This is a genomic window from Streptomyces sp. NPDC048590 (genome assembly GCF_043199535.1).
In the GTDB taxonomy this organism is placed as follows: domain Bacteria; phylum Actinomycetota; class Actinomycetes; order Streptomycetales; family Streptomycetaceae; genus Streptomyces.
This window is the reverse complement of sequence record NZ_JBICWC010000002.1, coordinates 274,679-297,086: the sequence shown is the minus strand read 5'-3', so window position 1 is coordinate 297,086 and position 22,408 is coordinate 274,679. Positions and strand designations below refer to the sequence as shown.

The 22,408-nt window shown below is 72.1% G+C and carries 13 protein-coding genes; 7 read left to right on the top strand and 6 right to left on the bottom strand.

The window, feature by feature from the left end; all coding sequences use genetic code 11:
* Nucleotides 1-35: 35 nt before the first annotated feature.
* Nucleotides 36-776, bottom strand: coding sequence for a DUF1684 domain-containing protein (locus tag ACGFNN_RS05710; protein WP_393553290.1), 741 nt, complete (start codon nt 774-776; stop codon nt 36-38).
* 327 nt (nt 777-1,103) lie between these two features.
* Between ACGFNN_RS05710 and ACGFNN_RS05705 the strand changes: the two genes are divergently transcribed.
* The gene (locus ACGFNN_RS05705; protein WP_362550864.1) at nt 1,104-1,373 is read left to right on the top strand and encodes a hypothetical protein; all 270 of its coding nucleotides are present in this window, start codon (nt 1,104-1,106) and stop codon (nt 1,371-1,373) included.
* An 833-nt stretch (nt 1,374-2,206) separates the two neighbouring features.
* Here the strand turns inward: ACGFNN_RS05705 and ACGFNN_RS05700 are convergent.
* Nucleotides 2,207-4,198, bottom strand: coding sequence for an acyl-CoA dehydrogenase (locus ACGFNN_RS05700; protein ID WP_393553288.1), 1,992 nt, complete (start codon nt 4,196-4,198; stop codon nt 2,207-2,209).
* 385 nt (nt 4,199-4,583) lie between these two features.
* Here ACGFNN_RS05700 and ACGFNN_RS05695 point away from each other — a divergent pair, with 385 nt between their 5' ends.
* Nucleotides 4,584-6,146: an amino acid permease gene (locus ACGFNN_RS05695; RefSeq protein WP_393553286.1), complete on the top strand. Its 1,563-nt coding sequence runs from the start codon at nt 4,584-4,586 to the stop codon at nt 6,144-6,146.
* A gap of 95 nt (nt 6,147-6,241) precedes the next feature.
* On the opposite strand, the gene ACGFNN_RS05690 is transcribed toward ACGFNN_RS05695, so the two are convergent.
* Nucleotides 6,242-6,871 carry a TetR/AcrR family transcriptional regulator gene (locus ACGFNN_RS05690; protein ID WP_393553284.1) on the bottom strand — a complete coding sequence of 210 codons (630 nt, stop codon included), beginning with the start codon at nt 6,869-6,871 and terminating at the stop codon, nt 6,242-6,244.
* A gap of 194 nt (nt 6,872-7,065) precedes the next feature.
* Between ACGFNN_RS05690 and ACGFNN_RS05685 the strand changes: the two genes are divergently transcribed.
* Genes ACGFNN_RS05685 through ACGFNN_RS05670 form a run of 4 tightly spaced genes read left to right on the top strand, consistent with a single transcriptional unit; the run spans nt 7,066 to nt 13,743 of the window.
* On the top strand, nt 7,066-7,884 hold the full coding sequence (locus tag ACGFNN_RS05685) for an urea amidolyase associated protein UAAP1 (protein ID WP_393553282.1): 819 nt from the start codon (nt 7,066-7,068) through the stop codon (nt 7,882-7,884).
* Nucleotides 7,881-8,489: an urea amidolyase associated protein UAAP2 gene (locus tag ACGFNN_RS05680; protein ID WP_393553280.1), complete on the top strand. Its 609-nt coding sequence runs from the start codon at nt 7,881-7,883 to the stop codon at nt 8,487-8,489. Before ACGFNN_RS05685 ends, ACGFNN_RS05680 begins: the two co-directional genes overlap by 4 nt.
* On the top strand, nt 8,486-12,058 hold the full coding sequence (gene uca / locus ACGFNN_RS05675) for an urea carboxylase (RefSeq protein ID WP_393553278.1): 3,573 nt from the start codon (nt 8,486-8,488) through the stop codon (nt 12,056-12,058). The genes ACGFNN_RS05680 and uca overlap by 4 nt, the downstream gene beginning before the upstream one ends.
* A gap of 59 nt (nt 12,059-12,117) precedes the next feature.
* The gene (locus ACGFNN_RS05670; RefSeq protein ID WP_393553276.1) at nt 12,118-13,743 is read left to right on the top strand and encodes an allophanate hydrolase; all 1,626 of its coding nucleotides are present in this window, start codon (nt 12,118-12,120) and stop codon (nt 13,741-13,743) included.
* A gap of 189 nt (nt 13,744-13,932) precedes the next feature.
* On the opposite strand, the gene pntB is transcribed toward ACGFNN_RS05670, so the two are convergent.
* From pntB to ACGFNN_RS05655, 3 genes are all read right to left on the bottom strand, one after another.
* Entirely contained in the window at nt 13,933-15,351 is a 1,419-nt protein-coding gene (gene pntB, locus ACGFNN_RS05665) for a Re/Si-specific NAD(P)(+) transhydrogenase subunit beta (RefSeq protein ID WP_393553274.1), read from the bottom strand.
* Nucleotide 15,352: 1 nt separating this feature from the next.
* On the bottom strand, nt 15,353-16,885 hold the full coding sequence (locus ACGFNN_RS05660) for a Re/Si-specific NAD(P)(+) transhydrogenase subunit alpha (RefSeq protein ID WP_393553272.1): 1,533 nt from the start codon (nt 16,883-16,885) through the stop codon (nt 15,353-15,355).
* Between the two features lie 295 nt (nt 16,886-17,180).
* Nucleotides 17,181-20,348 (bottom strand): LuxR C-terminal-related transcriptional regulator, encoded by a 3,168-nt coding sequence (locus ACGFNN_RS05655; RefSeq protein ID WP_393553270.1) that lies wholly within the window; start codon nt 20,346-20,348, stop codon nt 17,181-17,183.
* Nucleotides 20,349-20,612: 264 nt separating this feature from the next.
* On the opposite strand from ACGFNN_RS05655, the gene ACGFNN_RS05650 reads away from it, so the two are divergent.
* The gene (locus tag ACGFNN_RS05650) at nt 20,613-22,220 is read left to right on the top strand and encodes a S8 family peptidase (RefSeq protein ID WP_393553268.1); all 1,608 of its coding nucleotides are present in this window, start codon (nt 20,613-20,615) and stop codon (nt 22,218-22,220) included.
* Nucleotides 22,221-22,408 lie beyond the last annotated feature (188 nt).

Below are 22,408 nucleotides of genomic sequence, written 5' to 3'. Positions count from 1 at the left end.
ACCAGGTGCTTTCGGTGCGGAAGGCTGCGGGGTGATCAGTGCTGGGCGTCGAAGCCGTCGCGGAAGACGGGAAGCTTCTCGCCGGCCTCGACGGGCAGGTGGAAGCGGTTCTGCCGCGGCGGCATCGGACAGTTGTACTGATCGGAGAACCCGCAGGGAGGCACGAAGGCCTGGTTGAAGTCGAGGACGACCCGGTTCTCGACGTCCGTGCGCTGCACGAAGAGGAAGCGGCCGGCCCCGTAGGTGCCGTCACCGTTGGTCGGGTCCCCGAAGACGAGCAGCAGGGTGCCGTCGTCGTCGAAGGCGCTGAGCGTGTACGCGCGGCCGTCGACGGTGAGCGTGATGTCACCGGGGACGACCAGGTCCCTGCTGCCACCGTTGTCCCGGATGTGCTCGAACGCGATGCGCCGGGCACCGGGCACGGGGGTGTACGAAGCCTCCAGGACCCAGGCCGGGTCGTAGGGGAAGACGTCGACCCGGTCGAAGTGGCGGATCGCGGGCGATTCGGCGTCCCAGAAACGCAGCCCGTGCTCCGGCTCGCCGCTCACGAGGTCGGTACGGCGGAGTGTGGTCACGGTCACCGTGTCCGGCAGGCCCTCCCGCGCCTCCTCGGCGTCGGGCTCCTCGCCCGCCGGGGCCCAGCGGGTCTCGATCAGGGCGAGATTGCCGGTCGGGGACGTGAGCGCGCGGTGGCGCCCGGCCCGCCAGGCGTCCCACTCCTCCGCGGGGTCGACGGATGTGCTGTCGGGGGAGGCATGGGACACGGCGGTACTCATTCGTCTAGGTGAGGGCGGCCGCCCTCACAGCCTGCGGTGACAGGGTGTGAATGAGTGGCCAAAGCATCACCTTTATTGAACATAAGTGCACCTAATGTCAAACCTTTGTCTCACATTGAGAGACGGTCTCTCTCGAATGGAGGACACCGCCGACCTCTCGTGGGCCGCGCCCGCTCGACCGGTTACGCCACACGCGGCACCGGCCGACGGCCGGCGAATGGACGGTAACTCCCAAGTGCCGGTGTCCGCCCGGAACTTCGGGGTACTCGATGTGTCGGCCGGTCACTATCCGGATCAGGCCTCAGGGCGATCGTGAAGGAGTGGCAGATGACTTCGCCGTACGGAAACCAACCCGCCGGGCAGCCGCCGCACGGCACACCTCAGCAGACGGCGACCGGCAACGCCATGAGTATCGTCGCCATGGTCATGGGGGTGATCGCGCTCATCATCGTGCCGATCGTGTTCGGTGTCATCGGGCTGGTGCTGGGCATCGTCGCGAAGACGGTCCGCCACGAGCGTCTCGCCGTGCCGGCCATCGTGGTCAGCGCCGTGGGCCTGGTCGGCGGGATGGTGCTGGGGCTCCTGGTGGCCGGCTGACGAGCCGATCCCGCGCGAGAGGCCCGGGCCGGGGGGGGGGGGGGGGGGGGGGGGGCGGGGGGGGGGGGGGGGGGGGGGGGGGGGGGGGGGGGGGGGGGGGGGGGGGGGGGGGGGGGGGGGGGGGGGGCCCCCCCCCCCCCGGCCCGGGCCTTCGGATGATGTCTTCCACGCTCCCGTCGCCCTGAGCTCAGTGCGGGATCGGCAGACACGGCCCCGCGTCGGACGGTGCCCGGTGCAGGATGCCGCTGGCCACCTGACGGTGATCGCGCCACCGTCCGCAGTGGTTGTCACCCGTGGGCCGAAGCGGCACCAGACCTCGCCACTCCGCCTCTGTCAGGTCCCCCCGACCAGTCACGCTGGAGCCGACGAATCAGCAGACGAAACGGGTACGGTCAGCACCTGCGATGCCACCACGCCAACTCCGGGTCTGCCATCGGCTCGTGATGCGTTCTCCCAAGGAGCACCACGTCCAGACGCTCGACCTGCATGCGTAGTTCGCCGGCGGCGCTTGGCGGAAGCATGAACAGAGCATCTCGCAGCTTGTCCCGGGCCCAACCCTCACCGCAGCAGAGGCAGGTGAACTCTGCCTCCCATCGTCTCCACCGGCGCCTCGTGCCGTGGACGCGCACGGACCACACACTCAGCGCCACCGCCACGATGCCCGGAGACAATCGCTCCCGTTCGAGCACACGGACAGCTGCATTCGCCGCTCCCGACAGACCTGGGACATCGCGATACCGCACCCAGGGTCCGCCCCGACCGCGTTCCCTCAGCCGAAGTGAAGCTGGTGTTCTACGAGGCACGGCCCCGTCGGATGCAAGTCATGGGCGGCATCATCCCACAACCCGTGATCGGCCGGACAGGTCCTGGCCCACGAGATCCGGTGCGCGCAGCATCTCGGTCGGGATGCCCCAGGCATCGACCAGGTCCTCCGCGAGGGGCCGGACCTTGCGGCAGAGGTCGTTCACCTCCCGGCTGATCGCCTTGGAACGCTGGACCGTCAGCCGCCCGTGCTCCATGAACCAGGCGCGGTCCGCCTCGATCGCCGACAGGGCGAACAGGTCGCACAGCAGGCCCACCGCGACCCTGTTGCCGCCCTCGGGCAGCGCCTTCGTCCTGGCGACGAACGCCTCCAGCACCAGCCGCTCGACGTGGGCGTGGGCGACCGCGATGACGTGGTCCTGCACCTGCGAGAAGACGACGCCGGGGTTGCGCTTCTGGTCGATGCCGCGCTTGAGGCGACGGGCCACACCGGCCAGCATGTGCTCCTCGCGGTAACGCAGCATGGCGAGGTGGTACTCAGAGTCGAGCAGTCCGGCCTCCTGGTCCCACTCGTCGCCGCCGGGCAGCAGGTCACGCACCCGCTCGAGCAGCTTGTGCGCGGAGGTCTTCTCGATGACCGTCTCGACCGCCAGGCCGGTGACGTAGCGGACCATGCCGAGCTGGTCCAGGTCCTCGAACTCCCCGGCGTAGTGGGTCAGCAGCCCCTTGGCGACGAGCTGCAGCAGCACGTGGTTGTCGCCCTCGAAGGTGGTGAAGATGTCGCTGTCGGCCTTGAGCGCCGCGAACCGGTTGATCGCGAGGTACCCGGCTCCCCCGCACGCCTCGCGGCACTCCTGGACGGTACGGGTGGCGTGCCAGGTGCCGAGGGCCTTGGTGCCGGCGGCGCGGGCCTCCAGGAGGCGCCGCGCCTGCGGGTCGTCCGTGGCTCCGGAGAAGACCTCGTGCAGTTGGGTGCGGACGACGTCCTGGGCGAAGTGGAGTGCGTAGGTGCGCGCGAGGAGCGGCAGCAGGCGCCGCTGGTGCAGCCCGTAGTCGAGGAGCAGTTGCTCCTCGGTGTCCGAGGCGGCCTCGAACTGGCGCCGCCGCACGGAGTACTTGACGGCGATCGCCAGTGCGACCTTCGCGGCGTTGACGCCCGCGCCACCGACGCTCACCCGGCCCTGGACCAGCGTGCCGAGCATGGTGAAGAAGCGCCGGTCGGGGTTGTCGATGGGGCTCTCGTAGACGCCCTCGGGCGTGACGTCCGCGAAGCGGTTGAGCAGGGCCTCGCGGGGGACGCGTACCCCGTCGAACCGGATGCGGCCGTTGTCCACACCGTTGAGACCCATCTTGCGCCCGTCGTCCTCGATGTGGACCCCGTGGGCGACCTCGCCGCCGACCCGGATCGGGACAACGAAGGCGTGCACACCTTCGGTGGTGCCGCCGACCTTCAACTGGGCGAACACGACGGCCAGTTCCCCGTGGTGGGCGGCGTTGCCGATGTAGTCCTTGCGTGCCTGGTCGCCGTGGGTGGTGATGACGAACTCCCGGGCGGCGGCGTCGTACTCCGCCATCGTGCCGAGCGCCTGGACGTTGGAGCCGTGACCGGTCTCCGTCATCGCGAAGCAGCCCATCAGCTGACCGGTGATCAGGTCGGGGAGGTAGGCCTCATGGTGGCGTTCGGTGCCGAGATGGAGGATGGCGCCGCCGAAGAGCCCGAACTGCACCCCGACCTTCACCAGCACGGACAGGTCGCCGAAGGCCAGCGTCTCGAACGCCGCGATCGACGCGCCGACGTCGCCGCCTCCGCCGTACTCACGGGGGAACCCCATGCCGGTCTGGCCGGTGGCGGCCATCTCGACCACCAGTTCGCGCACCCGCTCCCGGTAGGCGTCGACGCCGAGATCGTCGGCCTCGTCGAGGACGGAGGCGTAGGCCGTGAGGTTGCTGCGGACGAGGTCGCGGATCTCCGCGTACTCACCGTCGAGCAACTCGGTCAGTGACCGTACGTCGACTTCGGGCTGCACATAGCCGCTCGCGGCAGGGGGTGTGTCGGTAGGCATGTCAGTCCGCTACCCCACGCCGGGGCGATCAAGCCGCGCGGAGCGCCGCCCCGGAGCCGTACGAGGGCCGAGGGACCCGTGTGTGCCGCGACGGTGCACCGGCGCCGCGGCGCACGGGCCCTTGACACCCGGACGGGCTCACCACCCGTTCGGCCGTCGCTCACCGGGCGGATGTGAGCACTTGGGTCCGCGCCGGTGACCGGCGTGACATCGCACGGAAACAGGCTCTCCCTATTTTCTGTCGCTTGACAGGAACTATCTCGGGCGGACGCGCCCGGGCAGCCTCCGCGCGGCAGGACCGGCCGCCACTGGCGGCACCTCCCCCACACATGCGAACAGCACCTCCACCACGCCGCCCCGTGACAGCAGAAAGCAGGTGCCACCCATGTCCCTCACCGGCACAGACGTACTCCCCGAGCACTCCGCGGCCGACGGACCCCCCGCCGGAGGCTCACTCGAGGCGTTCGGATACCGCCAGGAACTCCACCGCAGCCTCGGCGGGTACGCGTCGTTCGCCGCGGGGTTCTCCTTCATCTCCGTGCTGACCACGGTCTTCCAGTTCTTCGGGATCGGATACTCCTTCGGCGGTCCGGTCTTCTTCTGGGCCTGGCCCGCCGTTCTGGCCGGTCAGCTCCTGGTCGCCGCGTGCTTCGCCGAGCTCGCGGCCCGCTACCCGATATCGGGCGCCGTCTACCAGTGGTCCAGTCGGCTCTCCACCCCGTCCTTCGGCTGGTTCGCCGGCTGGATCATGGTGCTGGGCCAGATCGTGGTGGTCGGCGCGGCGGCGCTCGCGCTCCAGATGGTGATGCCGCCCCTCTGGTCCGGCTTCCAGCTGGTCGGCGGGGATCCCGCACCGCTCTCACCGACCGGCGCGGCCAACGCGGCGGTCCTCGGCGTCATCCTGCTGGCCCTCACCACCGCGGTGAACGTCGTGGACAACCGCGTCATGTCGGTCGTCAACCGGGTCGGGGTCACGGCGGAGATCATCGGGGCGGTCCTCATCGTGGTCCTGCTCCTCAACCACTCGGAGCGCACACCGGGCATCACCTTCCACACCGCCGAGGGCTCGGGTGACGGTGTGCTGGGGGCACTGCTGGTCGGCTCGTTCACCGCCGCCTACGTCATGATCGGCTTCGACAGCGCGGGCGAGCTGAGCGAGGAGACCCACAACCCGCGGCGCACCGCGCCTCGCACGATCCTCACCGCCCTCGCCGGCGCCGGCGTCCTGGGCGGCCTGCTCGTCCTCGCCGGGCTCCTCGCCGCCCCGAATCTCACGGACGGCCATCTCGCGACCGACGGGCTGAGTTACGTCCTGACCAGCAGCCTCGGGGACGGCGTCGGCCGGATCCTGCTGGCGGACGTCGTCATCGCCATCGCCGTGGCCACCCTCGCCATCCAGACGTCCGCGTCCCGGATGCTCTTCTCGATGGCCAGGGACGGGAGCCTTCCCTTCTCGCGGAAGCTGGCCCGGGTCAGCCCGCGCACCGGTATGCCGGTCTTCCCAACGGTGGTCGTGGGGGTGCTGGCAGCGGCGTTGCTGCTGCTCAACTTCGGCTCGCCGCAAGCCTTCCTGGCCATCGGGTCGACCTGCATCGTGATGCTGTACCTGGCCTACTCGATGGTGACCGGACCGCTCCTCCTGCGCCGGCTGCGGGGCGGTTTCTCCACGCGGGGCGACGGCGTCGACGAGACCGGCCGCCCGCTGTTCTCCCTGGGACGCTGGGGAGTCGCCGTCAACGCGGGCGCCGTACTGTTCGGCCTGTTCATGACGGTGAACCTCGCCTGGCCCCGGACTTCCGTCTACGACCCCGAGGGCGGCCACTGGTACTTCCAGTGGTTCGCCGTACTGTTCGTGGGCGCTTCGGTGGTGCTGGGCGCCGCCTACCGCTTCCGGGTCTCACTCCGCCGGCGTACCCGGGCCGGGTCCGGGACCGAGATGCCGGGCTGATCCCGGAGGTACGGCCACCGTGCCAGGACGGACAGCGGGTCAGGACGGACGGCGGGCCGTGTCGCCGCGCGGGGCGCGTCGGCGGGAGGAGGGTGTCACCGCGCGCAGCCGGCGACGCGCAGCGCGGCGTCCGCCGTCGCCTCCGCGAAGGCATCGGCGGGCCGGTGCGGGTCGGACCGGTGGATCAGGATGACGCCCTCGATCAGACCGAAGACAAGATCCGTGCGGAGCGCCAGTTCCGCACCGTCGAGCGCCTTGCCCTCCTCGGTGGCGGCGACGAGCAGGGCGTACGCGGACTTGAGTTCGGCGCGCACCCGGTGGAACCCGGCGAACCGCTCGCCCTGCACCTCGGGGAGCAGATAGAGGGCCCCGAGGTTGTGAGTGCCGCCGCAGAGGAGCGTGACGTCGGAGCGGCACAGCCGCCACAGCCGCTCGGCCGCCGGTGCGCCCTCCTCCGCGAGCAGGGCGCGGGCGAAGGTGAGGGACGGGGTGACGGTGGATTCCAGGAGCTCGCACAGGAGCTGCTCCTTGCCGCCGACGTAGTGGTACATCGACGCCTGCCGCATGCCCGCACGCTCGGCCACCGCCCTGGTGGTGGTGGCGCCGTAGCCGCGGGTCGTGAACAACTCCGCGGCAGCCGCGAGGAGTTCCTCACGCGGGGTCAGACCGCTGTCCGGCCGCTCCTCGGCGCGCGGCCGGCCGACCCGGCGTCCTGTGCTCGTCATGACCCAGATCGTCGCACATGCCACTCCGGCACCACGGGGGTGAGCACTTCGTAACTCGCGCGCAACGGCAGGGCAATGGCACGGAAGCGCCCGCTTCCTAATTTCTGTCGCACGACAGAAATGGTGCTCGCCGACGGGCCGCTCCCGCGTCCGGCGGAACGACCGCAGCGCCACCGAGCCGGAGGGACGCCGCCATGGCGACAGCGACCGCGTACGGAGCCAGGGACCACGCCCGCGCCCAGGAGGGTGCCAGGGTCGAGGCGATGCCCACGGTGCCCGCCTCCGCCTGGCCGGAGGAAACCCCCGGCCAGGTGGTGTGGGCCGAGGTCGTCGGCGGCGGGAACTACACCCATCGTGTCCTCGCCCGCGGGACCGAACTGCGCCTCACCGACCTGCGCGGTGACGCCTGCGCACACCTGCTCCTGTACGCCGACGGCCGCCCGTGGGAGCGCCTCAACACCGCGGACACGGTCAAGGTCCGCTGGAACGCCTACCTCCGCGAGGGCGCCCAGCTCCTCTCGGACCAGGGGCGTGTCCTCGCGACGCTGGTCGCCGACACCTCGGGCCGGCACGACACGCTGTGCGGCACCTCGGCGCTCGCGCGCAACCGGCGGCGGTACGGAGCCGGGGAGCCTGAGTCCGACTCCCCCGCGGGGCGCGAGCTCCTGAAGCTCGCCGCGCTCAAGAACGGCCTGGAGCCGCGCGACCTGCCCCCGTCGCTCTCGTTCTTCCAGGGCGTGGAGGTCCGCGAGGACGGTGCCCTGGAATTCACGGGCACGGCCGGAGCCGGCGGCTCCGTCACCCTGCGCGCCGAACAGGACCTGACCGTCCTGATCGCGAACGTCCCCCACCCGCTGGACCCCCGCCCCGCCTACGTGTCCACCCCGTTGGAGGTGCTCGCGTGGCGGTCCGGGCCCACTCGGCCCGGTGACCCGCTGTGGGACGCCTCCCCCGAGGGGCGGCGCGCGTACGCCAACACCACCGACTTCCTTGCCTCCCGGGGGATCGCATGAGCCGCACCGAGAACATCACCGTCCCGGCACGAGCGGCCTGGTCCGCCGTGGTCCGCGCGGGTGAGCTCCTGACCATCACCGACCTGCACGGCAACCAGGCGGTCGACTTCCTCGTCTACGACGCCCACGACACGGCCGTCCGCTACAGCGCCCCCGACACCCTGCAGGCGCAGGGCTCCCTCTTCCTGACGACGGGAAGCGTCCTGCTCTCCGGAGAGCACACCCCGCTGATGACCGTGCTGGAGGACACCTGCGGCCGGCACGACACGGTCGGTGGGGCCTGCTCCAAGGAATCCAACACCCTGCGGTACGGACACCACACCTACGGCCAGCACGCCTGCGTGGACAACTTCCTCGCCGAGGGGGCCAAGCACGGCCTGGGCAAACGCGATCTGGTGTCCAACATCAACTGGTACATGAACGTGCCGGTCGAGAAGGACGGGACCCTCGGCATCGTCGACGGGATCTCCGCCCCCGGGCTGAAGGTCGTGCTCCGCGCCGAGACCGACGTACTCGTCCTCGTCTCCAACTGCCCCCAGATCAACAACCCCTGCAACGGCTTCGACCCGACCGCCGTACGGATGACCCTGGAGACGCCCGCATGACCACCGACGCCCTGCCGGCTCCCGGCGGCCCGGCCGGCCCGTTCGCCTTCGACACCCTGCTGATCGCCAACCGCGGGGAGATCGCCTGCCGGATCATCCGGACGGCCAAGCGGCTCGGCCTGCGGACGGTCGCGGTCTTCTCGGACCCGGACCGCTCCGCGCCGCACGTACGCCTAGCTGACCACGCGGTCCGCCTGGGTCCCGCGCCCGCCAAGGAGTCCTACCTGGACGCCGGGCTGGTCCTCGCGGCCGCGAAGGAGAGCGGTGCGGGGGCCGTCCACCCCGGGTACGGCTTCCTGTCCGAGGACGCGGACTTCGCCCGCCGCTGCGCGGAGGCCGGGATCGTGTTCGTGGGCCCGACCGCCGGACAGCTGGAGCTCTTCGGTGCCAAGCACACCGCCCGCGCCGCGGCCGAGGCGGCGGGAGTCCCCCTCGCTCCTGGTACCGGCCTGCTCGCGGATCTCGACGAGGCGCGTACGGAGGCCGACCGCATCGGGTACCCGGTGATGCTCAAGGCAACCGGGGGCGGGGGCGGCATCGGCATGAGCGCCTGCCACGACGCCGCCTCGCTCGCCGACGCCTGGGAACGGGTGCAGCGGGTGGCCGCAGCTTCCTTCTCGTCGGCCGGTGTCTTCCTGGAACGGCTCGTCGAGCGGGCCCGCCACGTGGAGGTCCAGGTCTTCGGCGACGGGACGGGCCGCGTGGTCACCTTCGGCGACCGTGACTGCTCCCTCCAGCGGCGCAACCAGAAGGTGCTGGAGGAGGCCCCGGCGCCGGGGCTGCCGGACGCCGTACGCCTCCGGCTCGCCGACGCCGCTCGGGAGCTGTGCGCGAGCGTCGGCTACCGCTCGGCCGGAACCGTCGAGTTCGTCTACGACGCCGCCCGCGGGGAGGCGTACTTCCTGGAGGTCAACACACGGCTCCAGGTGGAGCACCCGGTCACCGAGGAGATCTACGGCGTCGACCTGGTCGAGTGGATGATCCGCCTGGCTCGCGGCGAGCGGGAAGTCGTCAGGGAACCCGGGCGCGCCACCGGGCACGCCGTCGAGGCGCGCGTCTACGCCGAGGACCCCTCCCGCGACCACCGGCCGAGCGCCGGGCTCCTCACCCGTGTGCGCTTCCCGGAGGGGCCGGGGGTCCGGGTCGACGCCTGGGTCGAGACCGGTACCGAGGTCACCACGTCGTACGACCCGATGCTGGCGAAGATCATCGCTCACGGCCCGGACCGCGCTCAGGCGCTGGCGCGGCTCGACGAGGCTCTGGCCAGGACCCGTGTCGACGGCATCGAGACCAACCTCGGACTGGTACGCGCCGCGCTGGGAACCCCGGGCGTCCGCGAGGCGACCCACTCCACCGCGACCCTCGCTGGTGTCACCGACCCCACCCCACGCGTCGAGGTCACTTCCGGCGGCACCCTCACCACCGTGCAGGACTGGCCGGGGCGGCTGGGACACTGGCAGGTCGGCGTGCCGCCGTCGGGCCCCATGGACGACCTGTCGTTCCGGCTCGGCAACCGCGCCCTGGGCAACGGCGAGGGGGCACCGGGACTCGAATGCACCCTCCAGGGACCGACGCTGCGCTTCAGCCACGCGACCACCGTGTGCGTCACGGGCGCACCCGTCGCGGTGAGCATGGACGGGACCGCCGTGGCCCAATGGGAGCCCGTCACCGTGCCGGCGGGGTCGTCGCTCGCCGTGGGCAAGCCCGACGGACACGGGCTGCGTACCTACGTCCTGTTCGCGGGCGGGCTCGACGTACCTTCCTTCCTGGGCAGCGCCTCGACCTTCGCGCTCGGCAGGTTCGGAGGTCACGGCGGCCGGGCGCTGCGAACGGGCGACGTGCTGCACGGCGGCGAGGTCCGCGACGGCGTGGGTCCCGTCCCGCTCTCGGAACGGCCCTCCATCGGAGCCGTGTGGGAGATCGCCGCGGTCGAAGGCCCGCACGCCGCGCCGGAGTTCTTCACCGAGGACGACATCCTCGACTTCTACGCCGCCGACTGGAAGGTCCACTTCAACTCCGCCCGCACCGGGGTCCGCCTGGTGGGCCCCAAACCCCGATGGGCGAGGACGGACGGCGGGGAGGCGGGCCTGCACCCCTCGAACATCCACGACACCCCCTACTCGGTGGGCGCGGTCGACTACACCGGTGACATGCCCGTCCTGCTGGGTCCTGACGGGCCGTCACTCGGAGGATTCGTCTGCCCGGCGACGATCGTGCGCGGTCAGCGGTGGAAGCTGGGACAGGTGCGCCCCGGCGACACCGTCCACTTCGTGCCCGTCACGACCCAGGCGGCGGCCGCACTCCGCAGGACGCCCGCCGCTCCTCCCGTCGCGGACCGGCCCCCGGTGGTCGACGGGGGTGTCCTGGCCCGTGACGGTGACGTGACGTACCGCCGCAGCGGTGACGACAACCTGCTCGTCGAGTTCGGCCCGATGCAACTCGACCTGGCGCTGCGCATGCGGGTCCACGCCCTCGCCGAGGCACTGGGCGAGTCGGGACCACAGGGCATCACCGACCTGACGCCGGGCATCCGCTCGCTCCAGATCCAGTTCTCCCCCGACCTGCTTCCGGCCACCGAACTCCTCGCCCAGGTACAGAAGTTGCAGGCCGCCATCCCGCCGACCGGCGAGTTGACCGTCCCGTCGCGCACGGTGCACCTCCCGCTGTCCTGGGACGACCCGGCCACCCGCGAGGCCATCGCCCGCTACATGGCGGGGGTCAGGGACGACGCCCCCTGGTGTCCGTGGAACATCGAGTTCATCCGCCGGGTGAACGGACTGGACAGCCCGGAGGACGTCTACCGCACGGTCTTCGACGCCGAGTACCTGGTGATGGGGCTGGGCGACGTCTACCTCGGTGCCCCGGTCGCGACCCCGCTCGACCCGCGTCATCGTCTGGTCACCACGAAGTACAACCCGGCCCGCACCTGGACCGCGGAGAACTCCGTCGGGATCGGCGGCGCCTATCTCTGCGTCTACGGCATGGAGGGTCCGGGCGGCTACCAGTTCGTGGGCCGGACCACACAGGTCTGGGCGCGCTGGCAGCGCACCCCGTGGCTGCTGCGGTTCTTCGACCGCATCAAGTGGTATCCCGTCGAGGCCGGCGAACTCCTCGAACTCCGGGCCGACATGGCCGCCGGGCGATGGTCCCCCCGGATCGAGGAGGGCACCTTCGCTCTCGCCGACCACGAACGCTTCCTGGCCGAGAACGCCGACTCGATCGCCGCCTTCCGCGCTCAGCAGGCACAAGCGTTCGGCGCGGAGCGTGACGCCTGGGAAGCCGCGGGCGAGTTCGCGCGAGCGGCGGCCGTCACCGAGCCCGCCGCACCGTCCGAGATCGAGATACCGGAGGGAGGCCGTCTCGTGGAGGCCGAGTTCGCGGCGTCGGTCTGGCAGTTGTCCGTGTCGGAGGGGGAACGGGTCACGGCGGGTCAGCTGCTGATCGCCCTCGAGGCGATGAAGATGGAGTCCCCTGTGCACGCTCCGGCCTCGGGCACGGTGACCCGCGTCCTCACCAAGCCGGGCGCCCAGGTGGAGGCCGGCACCCCGCTGCTGGTGATCGCACCGTGAGCGCCGGAGCCGGCACGGCGCCCGTGGCCCCGGCCGATGACACCCTGAAGGACTCGCGCATGCATCATGTCCGCACCGTCTACGACCGCATCACCGCCGCCGGCCGTCCGGAGATCTGGATCCATCTGCGGCCCCGTGACGAGGTGGAGGCGGAGGTGGCCGCGGTCGATCCGGGACTGCCTCTCGCGGGACGTCTCCTCGCCGTCAAGGGCAACATCGATGTGGCCGGGTTGCCGACCACCGCCGGATGCCCGTCGTACGCCCGTCTCCCCGACCACGACGCGCCGGTGGTGGCGCGGCTGCGCGCGGCGGGCGCCGTGGTCATCGGGACGACCAACATGGACCAGTTCGCGACCGGCCTGGTCGGAACCCGTTCGCCGTACGGAGCGGTGCGCAACGCCGTCGACCCCGACCGGATCAGTGGCGGTTCCAGTTCCGGGTCCGCCGCGGCCGTCGCACTCGGGATGGCCGACTTCGCGCTCGGCACGGACACCGCGGGGTCGGGGAGGGTGCCCGCCGCCCTCAACGGGATCGTCGGCCTCAAGCCGACCTACGGCACCGTGTCCACCGAGGGCGTCGTCCCGGCCTGCGCGAGCCTGGACTGCGTCACCGTCTTCGCCCGCACCCTGGCGGAGGCCGAGACCGCACTCGCCCACATGACGACAGGGGTGAGCCACCCGCCCGAGCGTGCCCCCGGTCCCTGGCGGGTCGCCGTCCCCGGGCCGGGACAGCTCGGCGAACTGGACCCCGGTGTGGGCGACGCGTACGAGGACGCGGCGGCCCTCCTGGCGGCCGGGGGCGCGCGGTTGCGTCCGCTCGACCTCACGCCGTTCACCGAGGCCGCGGCCATGCTCTACGAGGGCGCGTTCGTCGCGGAGCGCTACACGGCGGTGGGCGAGTTCGTCGACGAGGGGCACCCGGATCTCGACCCGACGGTCGCGGCGATCATCTCCGGGGCCCGTGACGTGGCGGCCCACCGCGTCTACGCCGACCGCGCCCGCCTGGCGTCCCTCCGGACCCGGGCCCTGGACACCCTCGGCGAGGCGGACGCCCTGCTCCTGCCCACGGCGCCGGGCCACCCCACGCTCGCGGAAGTAGCCGCGGACCCTCTCGGCACCAACGCCCGGATGGGCCGCTTCACCAACTCCACCAACCTCTTCGGGCTCGCCGCGGTCGCCGTACCCGCGGGTACGGTGCGCGGTCTGCCCTTCGGGGTCATGCTCATCGGCCCGGCGCACACCGAGTCGCGGCTCACCCGCATCGCCGCGCTGCTCACTGACCCGCCGGTGCGCCTGGCCGTCGTGGGGGCGCATCTGACCGGCCAGCCGCTCAACCCGCAGCTGCTGGCCCTCGGCGCCCGGCAGGTCGCCACCACGACGACCGCGCCGTCGTACCGGCTCCACGCGTTGTCCACCGATCCGCCGAAGCCGGGCCTGGTCCGGGTGACGGACGGCTCGGGGGCTCGGATCGAGGCGGAGGTCTGGGAGCTGCCGGCCGCCGGACTGGGCGCCCTGGTCGCCTCGCTTCCCCGGCCGATGGCGATCGGGCGGGTCGCCCTCGCCGACGGCACGTCGGCGCCCGGCTTCCTCTGCGAGCCGGAGGCGGTCGGTGACGCGCGGGACATCACCGGGTACGGCGGCTGGCGCGCGTACCGCGCCTCCGTCGACCGCGAACGCGACTCCTGACACGCGGAGGCGGCCGGCTCCCCGCCCCGGGCGGGCGAGGGGCACAGCACCCTCCGGTCCCGCGCGTGTCGCACACCGCGCCGGACCGGAGGGCCCTCGCCCCGGGCTCTACCGCTCAGCTCCCGGCCAGGGGCTGTCCGGCGGAGCTTCGCGGGCCCGCGCGGATCCGCCGGACAGGCCCTGAACGCCTCAGAGCGCGCCGACTATGTCCTCGACCCTGGCCTTCGCGTCGCCGAAGAGCATCGAGGTGTTCTCCTTGAAGAACAGCGGATTCTGAACGCCCGCGTATCCGGAGGCCATCGAGCGCTTGAACACGATGACCTTCCCTGCCTCCCAGACGCTGAGGACCGGCATCCCGGCGATCGGGCTGCTGGGGTCCTCGGCGCCCGCCGGGTTGACCGTGTCGTTGGCGCCGATGACGAGGACGACATCGGTACCGGCGAAGTCCTCGTTGATCTCGTCCATCTCCAGGACGATGTCGTACGGCACCTTGGCCTCGGCGAGGAGCACGTTCATGTGGCCGGGCAGCCGGCCGGCCACCGGGTGGATGCCGAAGCGCACGTCGACGCCCTTGGCGCGCAGCTTCGAGGTCAGCTCGGCGACGGGGTACTGGGCCTGGGCGACCGCCATGCCGTACCCGGGTGTGATGACCACGGACCGCGCCGAGCCGAGCAGTTCGGCGGCGCTCTCCGGGGTGATCTCCGTGTGCTCGCCGTAGTCGGTGTCCTGCGCCGATGCCGCCTCGATGCCGAAGCCGCCGGCGATCACCGCGAAGAAGGACCGGTTCATCGCCTTGCACATGATGTAGCTCAGGTAGGCGCCGGACGAGCCGACGAGCGCGCCGGTCACGATCAGCAGGTCGTTGCCGAGCAGGAAGCCCGAGGCCGCCGCGGCCCAGCCGGAGTAGCTGTTGAGCATCGAGACCACGACCGGCATGTCGCCTCCGCCGATCGAGGCCACCAGGTGCCAGCCCAGTGCGAGTGCCAGGACCGTCACGGTGATCAGCAGCCAGAGGTCCGGGGTGATCACGAACCACACCGTCAGGGCGACGAACAGGCCGAGGGAGCCGAGGTTCAGCGCGTTCTTGCCCGGCAGCACCAGCGGCTTCGAGTCGATCTTCGCCGCGAGCTTCAGGTACGCCACGACGGAGCCGGTGAAGGTCACCGCGCCGATGAACAGCCCGATGAACACCTCGGCGTGGTGGATGCCCAGCAGCCCGAGCGTGTCCAGGGTGCCGGCCTCGTGGCCGTCCGGGTCGTGCTCGACGTTCAGGTAGCCGTTCCAGCTGACCAGTACGGCGGCCAGACCGACGAAGGAGTGGAGCAGCGCGATCAGTTCGGGCATGCCGGTCATCTCGACACCCCGGGCCCGCTGCAGGCCGATCGCGGCGCCGATCAGCATCGCGACGGTCATCAGGACGATGCCGGCGGTGCTGACGTCCCCGTCGACGGCGAGCACGGCCGTCGCGGCGAGCGCGACGCCCATGCCGAGCATGCCGAAGGCGTTGCCCAGACGGGCCGTCTCGTGCTTGGAGAGCCCTGCCAGCGCGAGGATGAATAGCAGCGCGGCAACAAGGTAGGCCGCCTGGGCGGCGGTGGTCGCAGACATGTCAGCTCCTGTTGAACATCGCGAGCATGCGGCGGGTCACCGCGAAGCCGCCGAAGACGTTGATACCGGCCAGCAGGATCGCCACGGACGACAGCACGGTGACCGCCGTGCTCGAGTGGCCTATCTGCAGGAGCGCGCCGACGACGATGATCCCGGAGATCGCGTTCGTCACGGACATCAGTGGTGTGTGCAGTGCGTGGTGCACATGGCCGATCACGTAGTAACCGATCACGATCGCCAGCACGAAGACCGTCACATGGGGCAGCAGCGCCGCGGGGGCGAAGCCGGCGGTGAGGAACAGCGCGAGCGCGGCGACTGCCACCCCTCCAAACTTCTGACGTGCTGTCATGGGCTGCTTTGGCGCCGGGAGTTCCGCGACAGCCTTCGAGGGCGCGGGGGCGGGGGCGGGGGCCGCCGAGACCTCCACCGGCGGGGGCGGCCAGGCGAGTTCGCCCTCCCGTACGACGGTGATCGAGCGCTGCACGGGATCGTCCCAGTCGAGGACCAGCCCGGAGTCCTTCTCCGGTGTCATCAGCTTCAGGAGGTTCACCAGGTTGGTGCCGTACAACTGCGAGGCCTGCGCGGGCAGGCGCCCCGCGAGGTCGGTGTAGCCGAGGATCGTCACGCCGTTCTCCGTGACGGTCTTCTCGCCCTTCACGGTGCCTTCGACGTTGCCCCCGTTGGCCGCGGCCATGTCGACGATCACCGAGCCGGGCTTCATGCCCGCCACCATCTCCGCCGTGATCAGCGTGGGTGCGGGGCGGCCGGGTATCAGGGCCGTGGTGATGACGATGTCCGCCTCGAGGCACTGGGCTGCGTAGAGTTCGGCCTCGCGGGCCTTGTAGCCGTCGTCCATCTCCTTGGCGTAGCCGGTCCGGGAGACCTCGGCCTCCGCCGATTCGATCGCCAGGTACTCGCCGCCCAGTGAGCGGACCTGTTCGGCCACCTCCGGACGGGGGTCGGTCGCACGCACGATCGCGCCCAGCGAGCCCGCGGCGCCGATCGCCGCCAGGCCGGCGACTCCCGCCCCCGCGACGAGCACCCTTGCGGGCGGCACCTTGCCCGCGGCCGTCACCTGACCGGTGAAGAACCGCCCGAACTCGTGCGCCGCCTCGATGACGGCCCGGTAGCCGGCGATGTTCGCCATCGAGGACAGTACGTCCATCGACTGGGCACGGCTGATGCGCGGAACGGCGTCCATCGACAGCGCGGTGAATGAACGCCGGCCGAGGTCCTCGGTCATCGCCGGGTCGAAGGCGGGCGAGAAGAGCGCGATGACCGTCGCCTCCGGCCGGACGCGGTCCAACTGGTGCGGAGCGGGGGCGTTGACCCCCAGCACCACGTCGGCCGTCGCCGCGTCGCCGGTGGTCGCTCCCGCGGACTCGTAGGCGCTGTCGACGAAACCGGCGGCGGCTCCCGCACCCGGGTCGACGACCACGCCGTACCCCAGTTTGCGGATCTGTTCGACCGTGCTGGGCGTGGCCGAGACGCGACTCTCACCTGCCCGGGCTTCCTTGAGGACTCCGACAATCACGAGTGTTCTCCGTTCGCTGCGATGGCGGTCAACGGTGTGTTCCCAGATCGATCAGCAGTGCGCGCACCGGCGTCGGCCGGGGCGCGCGGCTCAGCTTGACCGCCCGGAGGTGCTCTTGAACAGCACCCACCGGTGAGGTACGCGGCACACTTCGAGCGCTCCGCGGGTATGCCGCGCGGCCTGCGAGAGCGACGGCGCGTGTTCCGGGGGCGGGCGGGGCGCGCGGGAGCGGCCGGTCGGCGGACCCGGCCCGGCAGGCGCCCGCCGTGCGGGCACGGGGCGCCGCCCGGTCAGGTCAGCGGTGCCGGGAGGGGAGGTTCCGGGCGGCCGGGGCGAGCGCGATGTCCGTCCGGGAGGTGACGTTCAACTTGCGCATGATGCGGGCCACATGGTGCTCGACCGTGCGGGTGGAGAGGACCAGGCTCTCCGCGATGTCCCGGTTGGCGCGGCCCTGGACGACGAGGCCGGCGACCTCCTGCTCGCGGGGGGAGAGCTGGTCGCCGTAGCCGAGGCGGCCGCGCCGGTGCGTGGTGACGATGTCGTGGCGGCGCAGCAGCCGGCCGCAGCGTGCCACGTCCCACCGGGCGCCGAGCGCCCGGTAGACCTCGGTGACCTCCTGGACGGCGGACACCGCGCCTTCGGCGCCCAGGTCGAGCAGGCAGTGGCCCCTGGCCTCGTCGGCCCGGGCCGCGTCGAAGGGCCGGCCGAGCAGGCGCCAGGCGGTCGCCGCCTCGGTCAACAGGGCGCCTGCCTCTTCGGCGCGGCCCTCCGCCCTGGCCAGCAGGGCGCTCGCCGAGGTGAGCGCGGCTCGTGCGGCGGGGGCGTCGCACGCGGCGATCCCGTCCGCGAAGTCGGCGACCAGGTGCCGGGCCCGGGCGGTCTGACCGCTGTGGTGCAGGGCCTCCACGGCCGTCGGCACCACCTCACCTGCCCACACCCAGCCTCCGGTACGCGCCAGACGCCCCAGGGTCTCCTCCAGGGCCTCGCACGCCTGCCCGGGCCGTCCGGCCTCCAGATGGACGCGGGCGAGGGCGGCCGCGGAGGCGGTGAGGATGACTCCGGTGTCGTAGCAGGTGACGCGCGCCGCCTCGGCCAGGTCCTGGCGGGCGCGGGGTACGTCGCCCAGCACGTGCAGGGCCGTCAGGCCGCGCACCAGCAGGGCCTCGGCGGTGAGGTCCGGGATCTCGGCGTAGTGGACCGCGGTGCGGTCGGCCGCCTCGTGGAGCCCGTTCCAGGCACCTTCGTGCCAGGCGAGCACCAGTCGGCCGGTCCGGGTGAGCCCTTCCACATAGGGGCTGCTGGAGTCCGCGAGTCCCGCGGCCGCCAGCCGCAGGAACTCGTGTGCCCGCTCGCCGTACCCGAGTGCGGCGGCGGCGTGTGCCAGGTTGGTCCAGCCGCGGGTGTGGTGCGCGGCCTCCATCGCGGAGGCGGCGGGTCCGCGGAGCGCCTCGGCGGCTTCCCAGCAGTGCGGGTCGCCCAGCAGCATCAGCGCGGTGGCGCGGTTGGCCGCTATGGCCGCCGCGGCCACCGGATCGGTGACATGGGGTCCGAGTGATTCGCAGCGCTCCAGCCAGGCACGGCTGCGGCTCACGGGCCAGCCTTTGATGGAGGGGATGGCGGCGACCGCAGCCGCCCGGGCGGCGGTCTGCGGATCGGAGACGGCGAGGTCGGGAACGGCGCGGGCCACCTCGTTGAGGCTGTCCAGCGCCATGCCGCTCTGGTTGCGCAGTACGACGCCGAGGTGGAGCCGGATCTCGCCGCGCAGCCGGGGCGGCGGGTCGTCCTCGTCCAGTACGCGCCGTACGGCGGCCAGCACCTCCTCGCCGGCGCGGGCGAGTTGCGCGGTGCGTACGAGCTTCACGGCGGTCCGCACCCGCCCATTCGCACCCGGATCCTCGGCGATCGCCCTGGTGTAGAGCTCTGTGGCGGTGGTGTAGTCGCCGGTGGCCGCGGCCCGGTCGGCCGCCGCCACGAGGCACAGCGAGGCCTCACCGGCCCGGCCCGCCGATCCGTACAGCCGTGCCAGCTCCGTCAGGGACGGTGTTCCGTCACAGCCACGTCGCAGTGCCCGGGCGGCCCGCAGGCTCAGCCGGGCGAGGCGGGGCCCGGAGAGCCGGGCCAGCGCGGCGAGGCGGTCCAGCGGATGCCGGAAGCCGCAACGCGGTCCTTGGGCACGCAGCACGGACCCGCGCAGACACTCCTCCACCGCCGCCTCGGCTCTCCGGGGGGTCAGCCCCGCGACCTCGGCCAGCACGTCGACATCAACTTCCCTGCCGAGTACGGCCGCTGCACCGACGACGAGCCGGGCGTCCTCGGTGAGCGGTCCGCACCTCCGCTCGAACTCCCGGGCCACGGTGGCCGGCACACCTGCCGCCCGCACGCGGGCGAGCAACGGCGCAGGAGTGTCGGCTCCGGGCAGGGGCGTGCCCGCCCCACGGCCGGCCGTGGTCATCGGGCCGGGGAGCCGTCCCCGCGCCTGCCCGGGGGCTGGCACCGGCCCGACGGGTGGGCCGGTGTCCACGGCCGGGAGTGAGGAGCGCGGCCGGAAGGCCACGAACTCCCCCCGCGCATGGCCCTGTTCCGCACCTGCGTCCTGAACGGCGCTGGACCAAGGGCCCCCGTACCCGTCGGGCCACAGCTGGGGGGCTTCCGACTCGCACTCCACAGCCCTCAACAGGGCCTCTACAGTGCCTGGCAGACCACCCGTCAGCTCGTGCACGAGTGCGCCGAGGGCCTCTTCCTCGTCCGGTTCCTCCGGACGGTACGGGGCCGGCCGGCGTCTCACGAACTCGACCGTCTCCGCCCGGGTCCACGGCAGGACCGAGACCTCTGTGACGGGCAGCCGCGCCCCTGACTCCACGGCGAAGAGCGGCAGCCCCGGTGCGCTGCACTCGGTGACGAGGAACCTGAGGCCCGGCGGTGGCGCCGACAACAGGTGCCGCAGCAGCGCGAGGGTCTGCCCGTCGGCCCGATGGACGTCCTCGACGACCAGGATCACGTCCCCCAGCGTGTCGAGCAGGGAGGTCACCGCCCGCGGGAGCAGGCGTCGCTGCACCTCCGGGTCGGCCGCGGCGGCCGGGGGCGGCGGGAGCAGATCCGCGAGTTCGGGGACGAGGAGGGCCACCGTACCGGTCGACGGCGGGAGCACCGCCCGGCCCGCCCGATGCGGCAGCCCGGCCAGCGCGTCGGCGACGGGCGCCAGGGGGACCGCGCCCGCCGGGTCCGGGTCGGTCACCTCGGGGCAGCTTCCCCGCAGTTGTGTCCACGCGGCGGCGGCCTCGCTTCGGAGTACCTCGTCCACCAGCCTCGACATACCGGCGCCCCGCTCCCCTCGGACCACCGCCAGGCACGGTCCCTCCCGGAAGGCCTCCCGCAGCCGCCGCAGCGCCGCGTCACGGCCGACGAAGCAGCGCCCGCCCGGTTCCTGCCCGTCCTCCGCCGTAGCCAAGGAGTGTCCCTCCACGACCCACCTCCTGCCGGTGCACGTGGTCTACCGGTCCTCGACGCGGGTCGCAATAGGGGGCCGTTACCTACGGAATGCCGCCCGCCCACGGCGGCGGCGCAGCGCACTTTATGGGTAGCGCTACGGATTGCTGGGCTCCGCGGTCCTGTCCCAGGCTCTGCAACACCGCCGGACCGCACAGGCGGTCGCTTGGGTGTCATGCCCATGGCATTGGCCTGCCGCCCCCACCGCCGGGCCGGCCGTCACGTCATCGAGGGAGAATCCATGAATCTCGACGCCAGAGCCCTACGGCGCCTGTTGGCAGCCTGCGCGGGTGCCGCCGTGCTGGTCACCGCCGGCCAGGCCACGGCGGCGTCCAGCGCCCCCGTGCCACCGCCGAACGGCGAGGGCCGCATCGTCGGTGCCGACCGGCCGGGGGCGATCGACGGGTCCTACATCGTCACCTTCGAGGACTCGGTCGCCCGCGCCGAGATACCCGCCACCGCCAAGGCCCTCGCGAGGGCGCACGACGGCAGTGTGCGCCACACCTACACGGCCGCCCTCCGCGGCTTCGCGGTGCGGATGAGCGAGGCCGACGCCATGGAGCTGGCCGCCGACCCGTCGGTCGCCCGTGTCGAGGCCGACGGCGTGGCGTACGCCGTCGACACCCAGACCGGTCCGCCCTCCTGGGGACTGGACCGCGTCGACCAGCGGGATCTGCCCGTCGATCGCAGCTACAGCTACGCCACGGGTGCCGCGGGCGTGAACGCCTACATCGTGGACACCGGAATCCGCATGACCCACCGCGACTTCGGCGGCCGCGCGGTCAGCGGGTACGACTTCATCGACAACGACTCCAACGCCTCCGACTGCCAGGGCCACGGCACCCATGTCGCCGGCAGCGTCGGCGGAGCTTCGTACGGCGTCGCCAAGAGCGTCAAACTGATCGGCGTACGCGTGCTCAACTGCCAGGGGACCTCCGGCAGCACCTGGGCTCCGGTCCTCTCAGGCATCGACTGGGTGACGAGGAACGCCACGAAGCCCGCCGTGGCCAACATGAGCATCGGGGGCACCAAGCTCCAGTCCGTCAACGACGCGGTGGCGTCCTCCATCGCGTCCGGCGTCACTTGGGTGGTGGCCGCCGGCAACAACAACGCCGACTCCTGTTCGTACTCCCCCTCCTCCACCCCGGCCGCGATCACGGTCGGGGCCACCGACAGCCGTGACGCCCGCGCCTCCGGCTGGAGCAACGGCCAGGGATCCAACTACGGTTCCTGCCTTGACATCTTCGCCCCCGGCGACAGCATCGTCTCGTCCTCCAACTCCGGTGACACCGCGTCACAGACGATGAGCGGCACCTCCATGGCCGCACCGCACGTCGCAGGCGCAGCCGCTCTGCTGCTCGCGGCCAACCCCGGCTGGTCACCCGCGCAGGTACGCGACCGCCTCGTGGCCGACGCCACGGCGAACAAGGTGACCGACGCCCGCACCGGTTCGCCGAACCGGCTGCTGTACACCGGCGCCGGCGGCACCACCCCGCCGCCCACCGGCGCCAGGTTCGAGAGCACCGACGACTACCAGATCCGGGACAACGCCACCGTGGAGTCGCCTCTGCCGGTCACCGGCGTCACCGGCAACGCCCCGGCCGGCCTGTCCGTCACGGTGGACATCCGCCACACCTTCCGCGGAGACCTGAAGGCCGAACTGGTCGCCCCCGACGGCACCGCCTACCTGCTGAAGAACTACAACAGCGCCGACGGCGCCGACAACGTCCAGGCGACGTACACCGTGGACGCCTCCGGCGAGACCGCCGACGGCACCTGGAAGCTGCGCGTCACCGACAACTGGGTCAACGACACCGGCTACATCAACGCCTGGTCCCTCCAGTTCTGACCCCGCGTCGGCCGGCTCCGCAAGCCACCCCCACGCGCACGTCAGGAGAGGGCCGGCCGGTGAAGGAGGCGAGCCGGCTGCGGGACCACGGGTGACACCCGGGTCCCGCAGCCGGCTCACGAACAGCCGCAGGAGCGGCGACCCGGTGCGGGTCGCGGGGATCCCGCGCCCGCGCGGCGCCCTCGCCC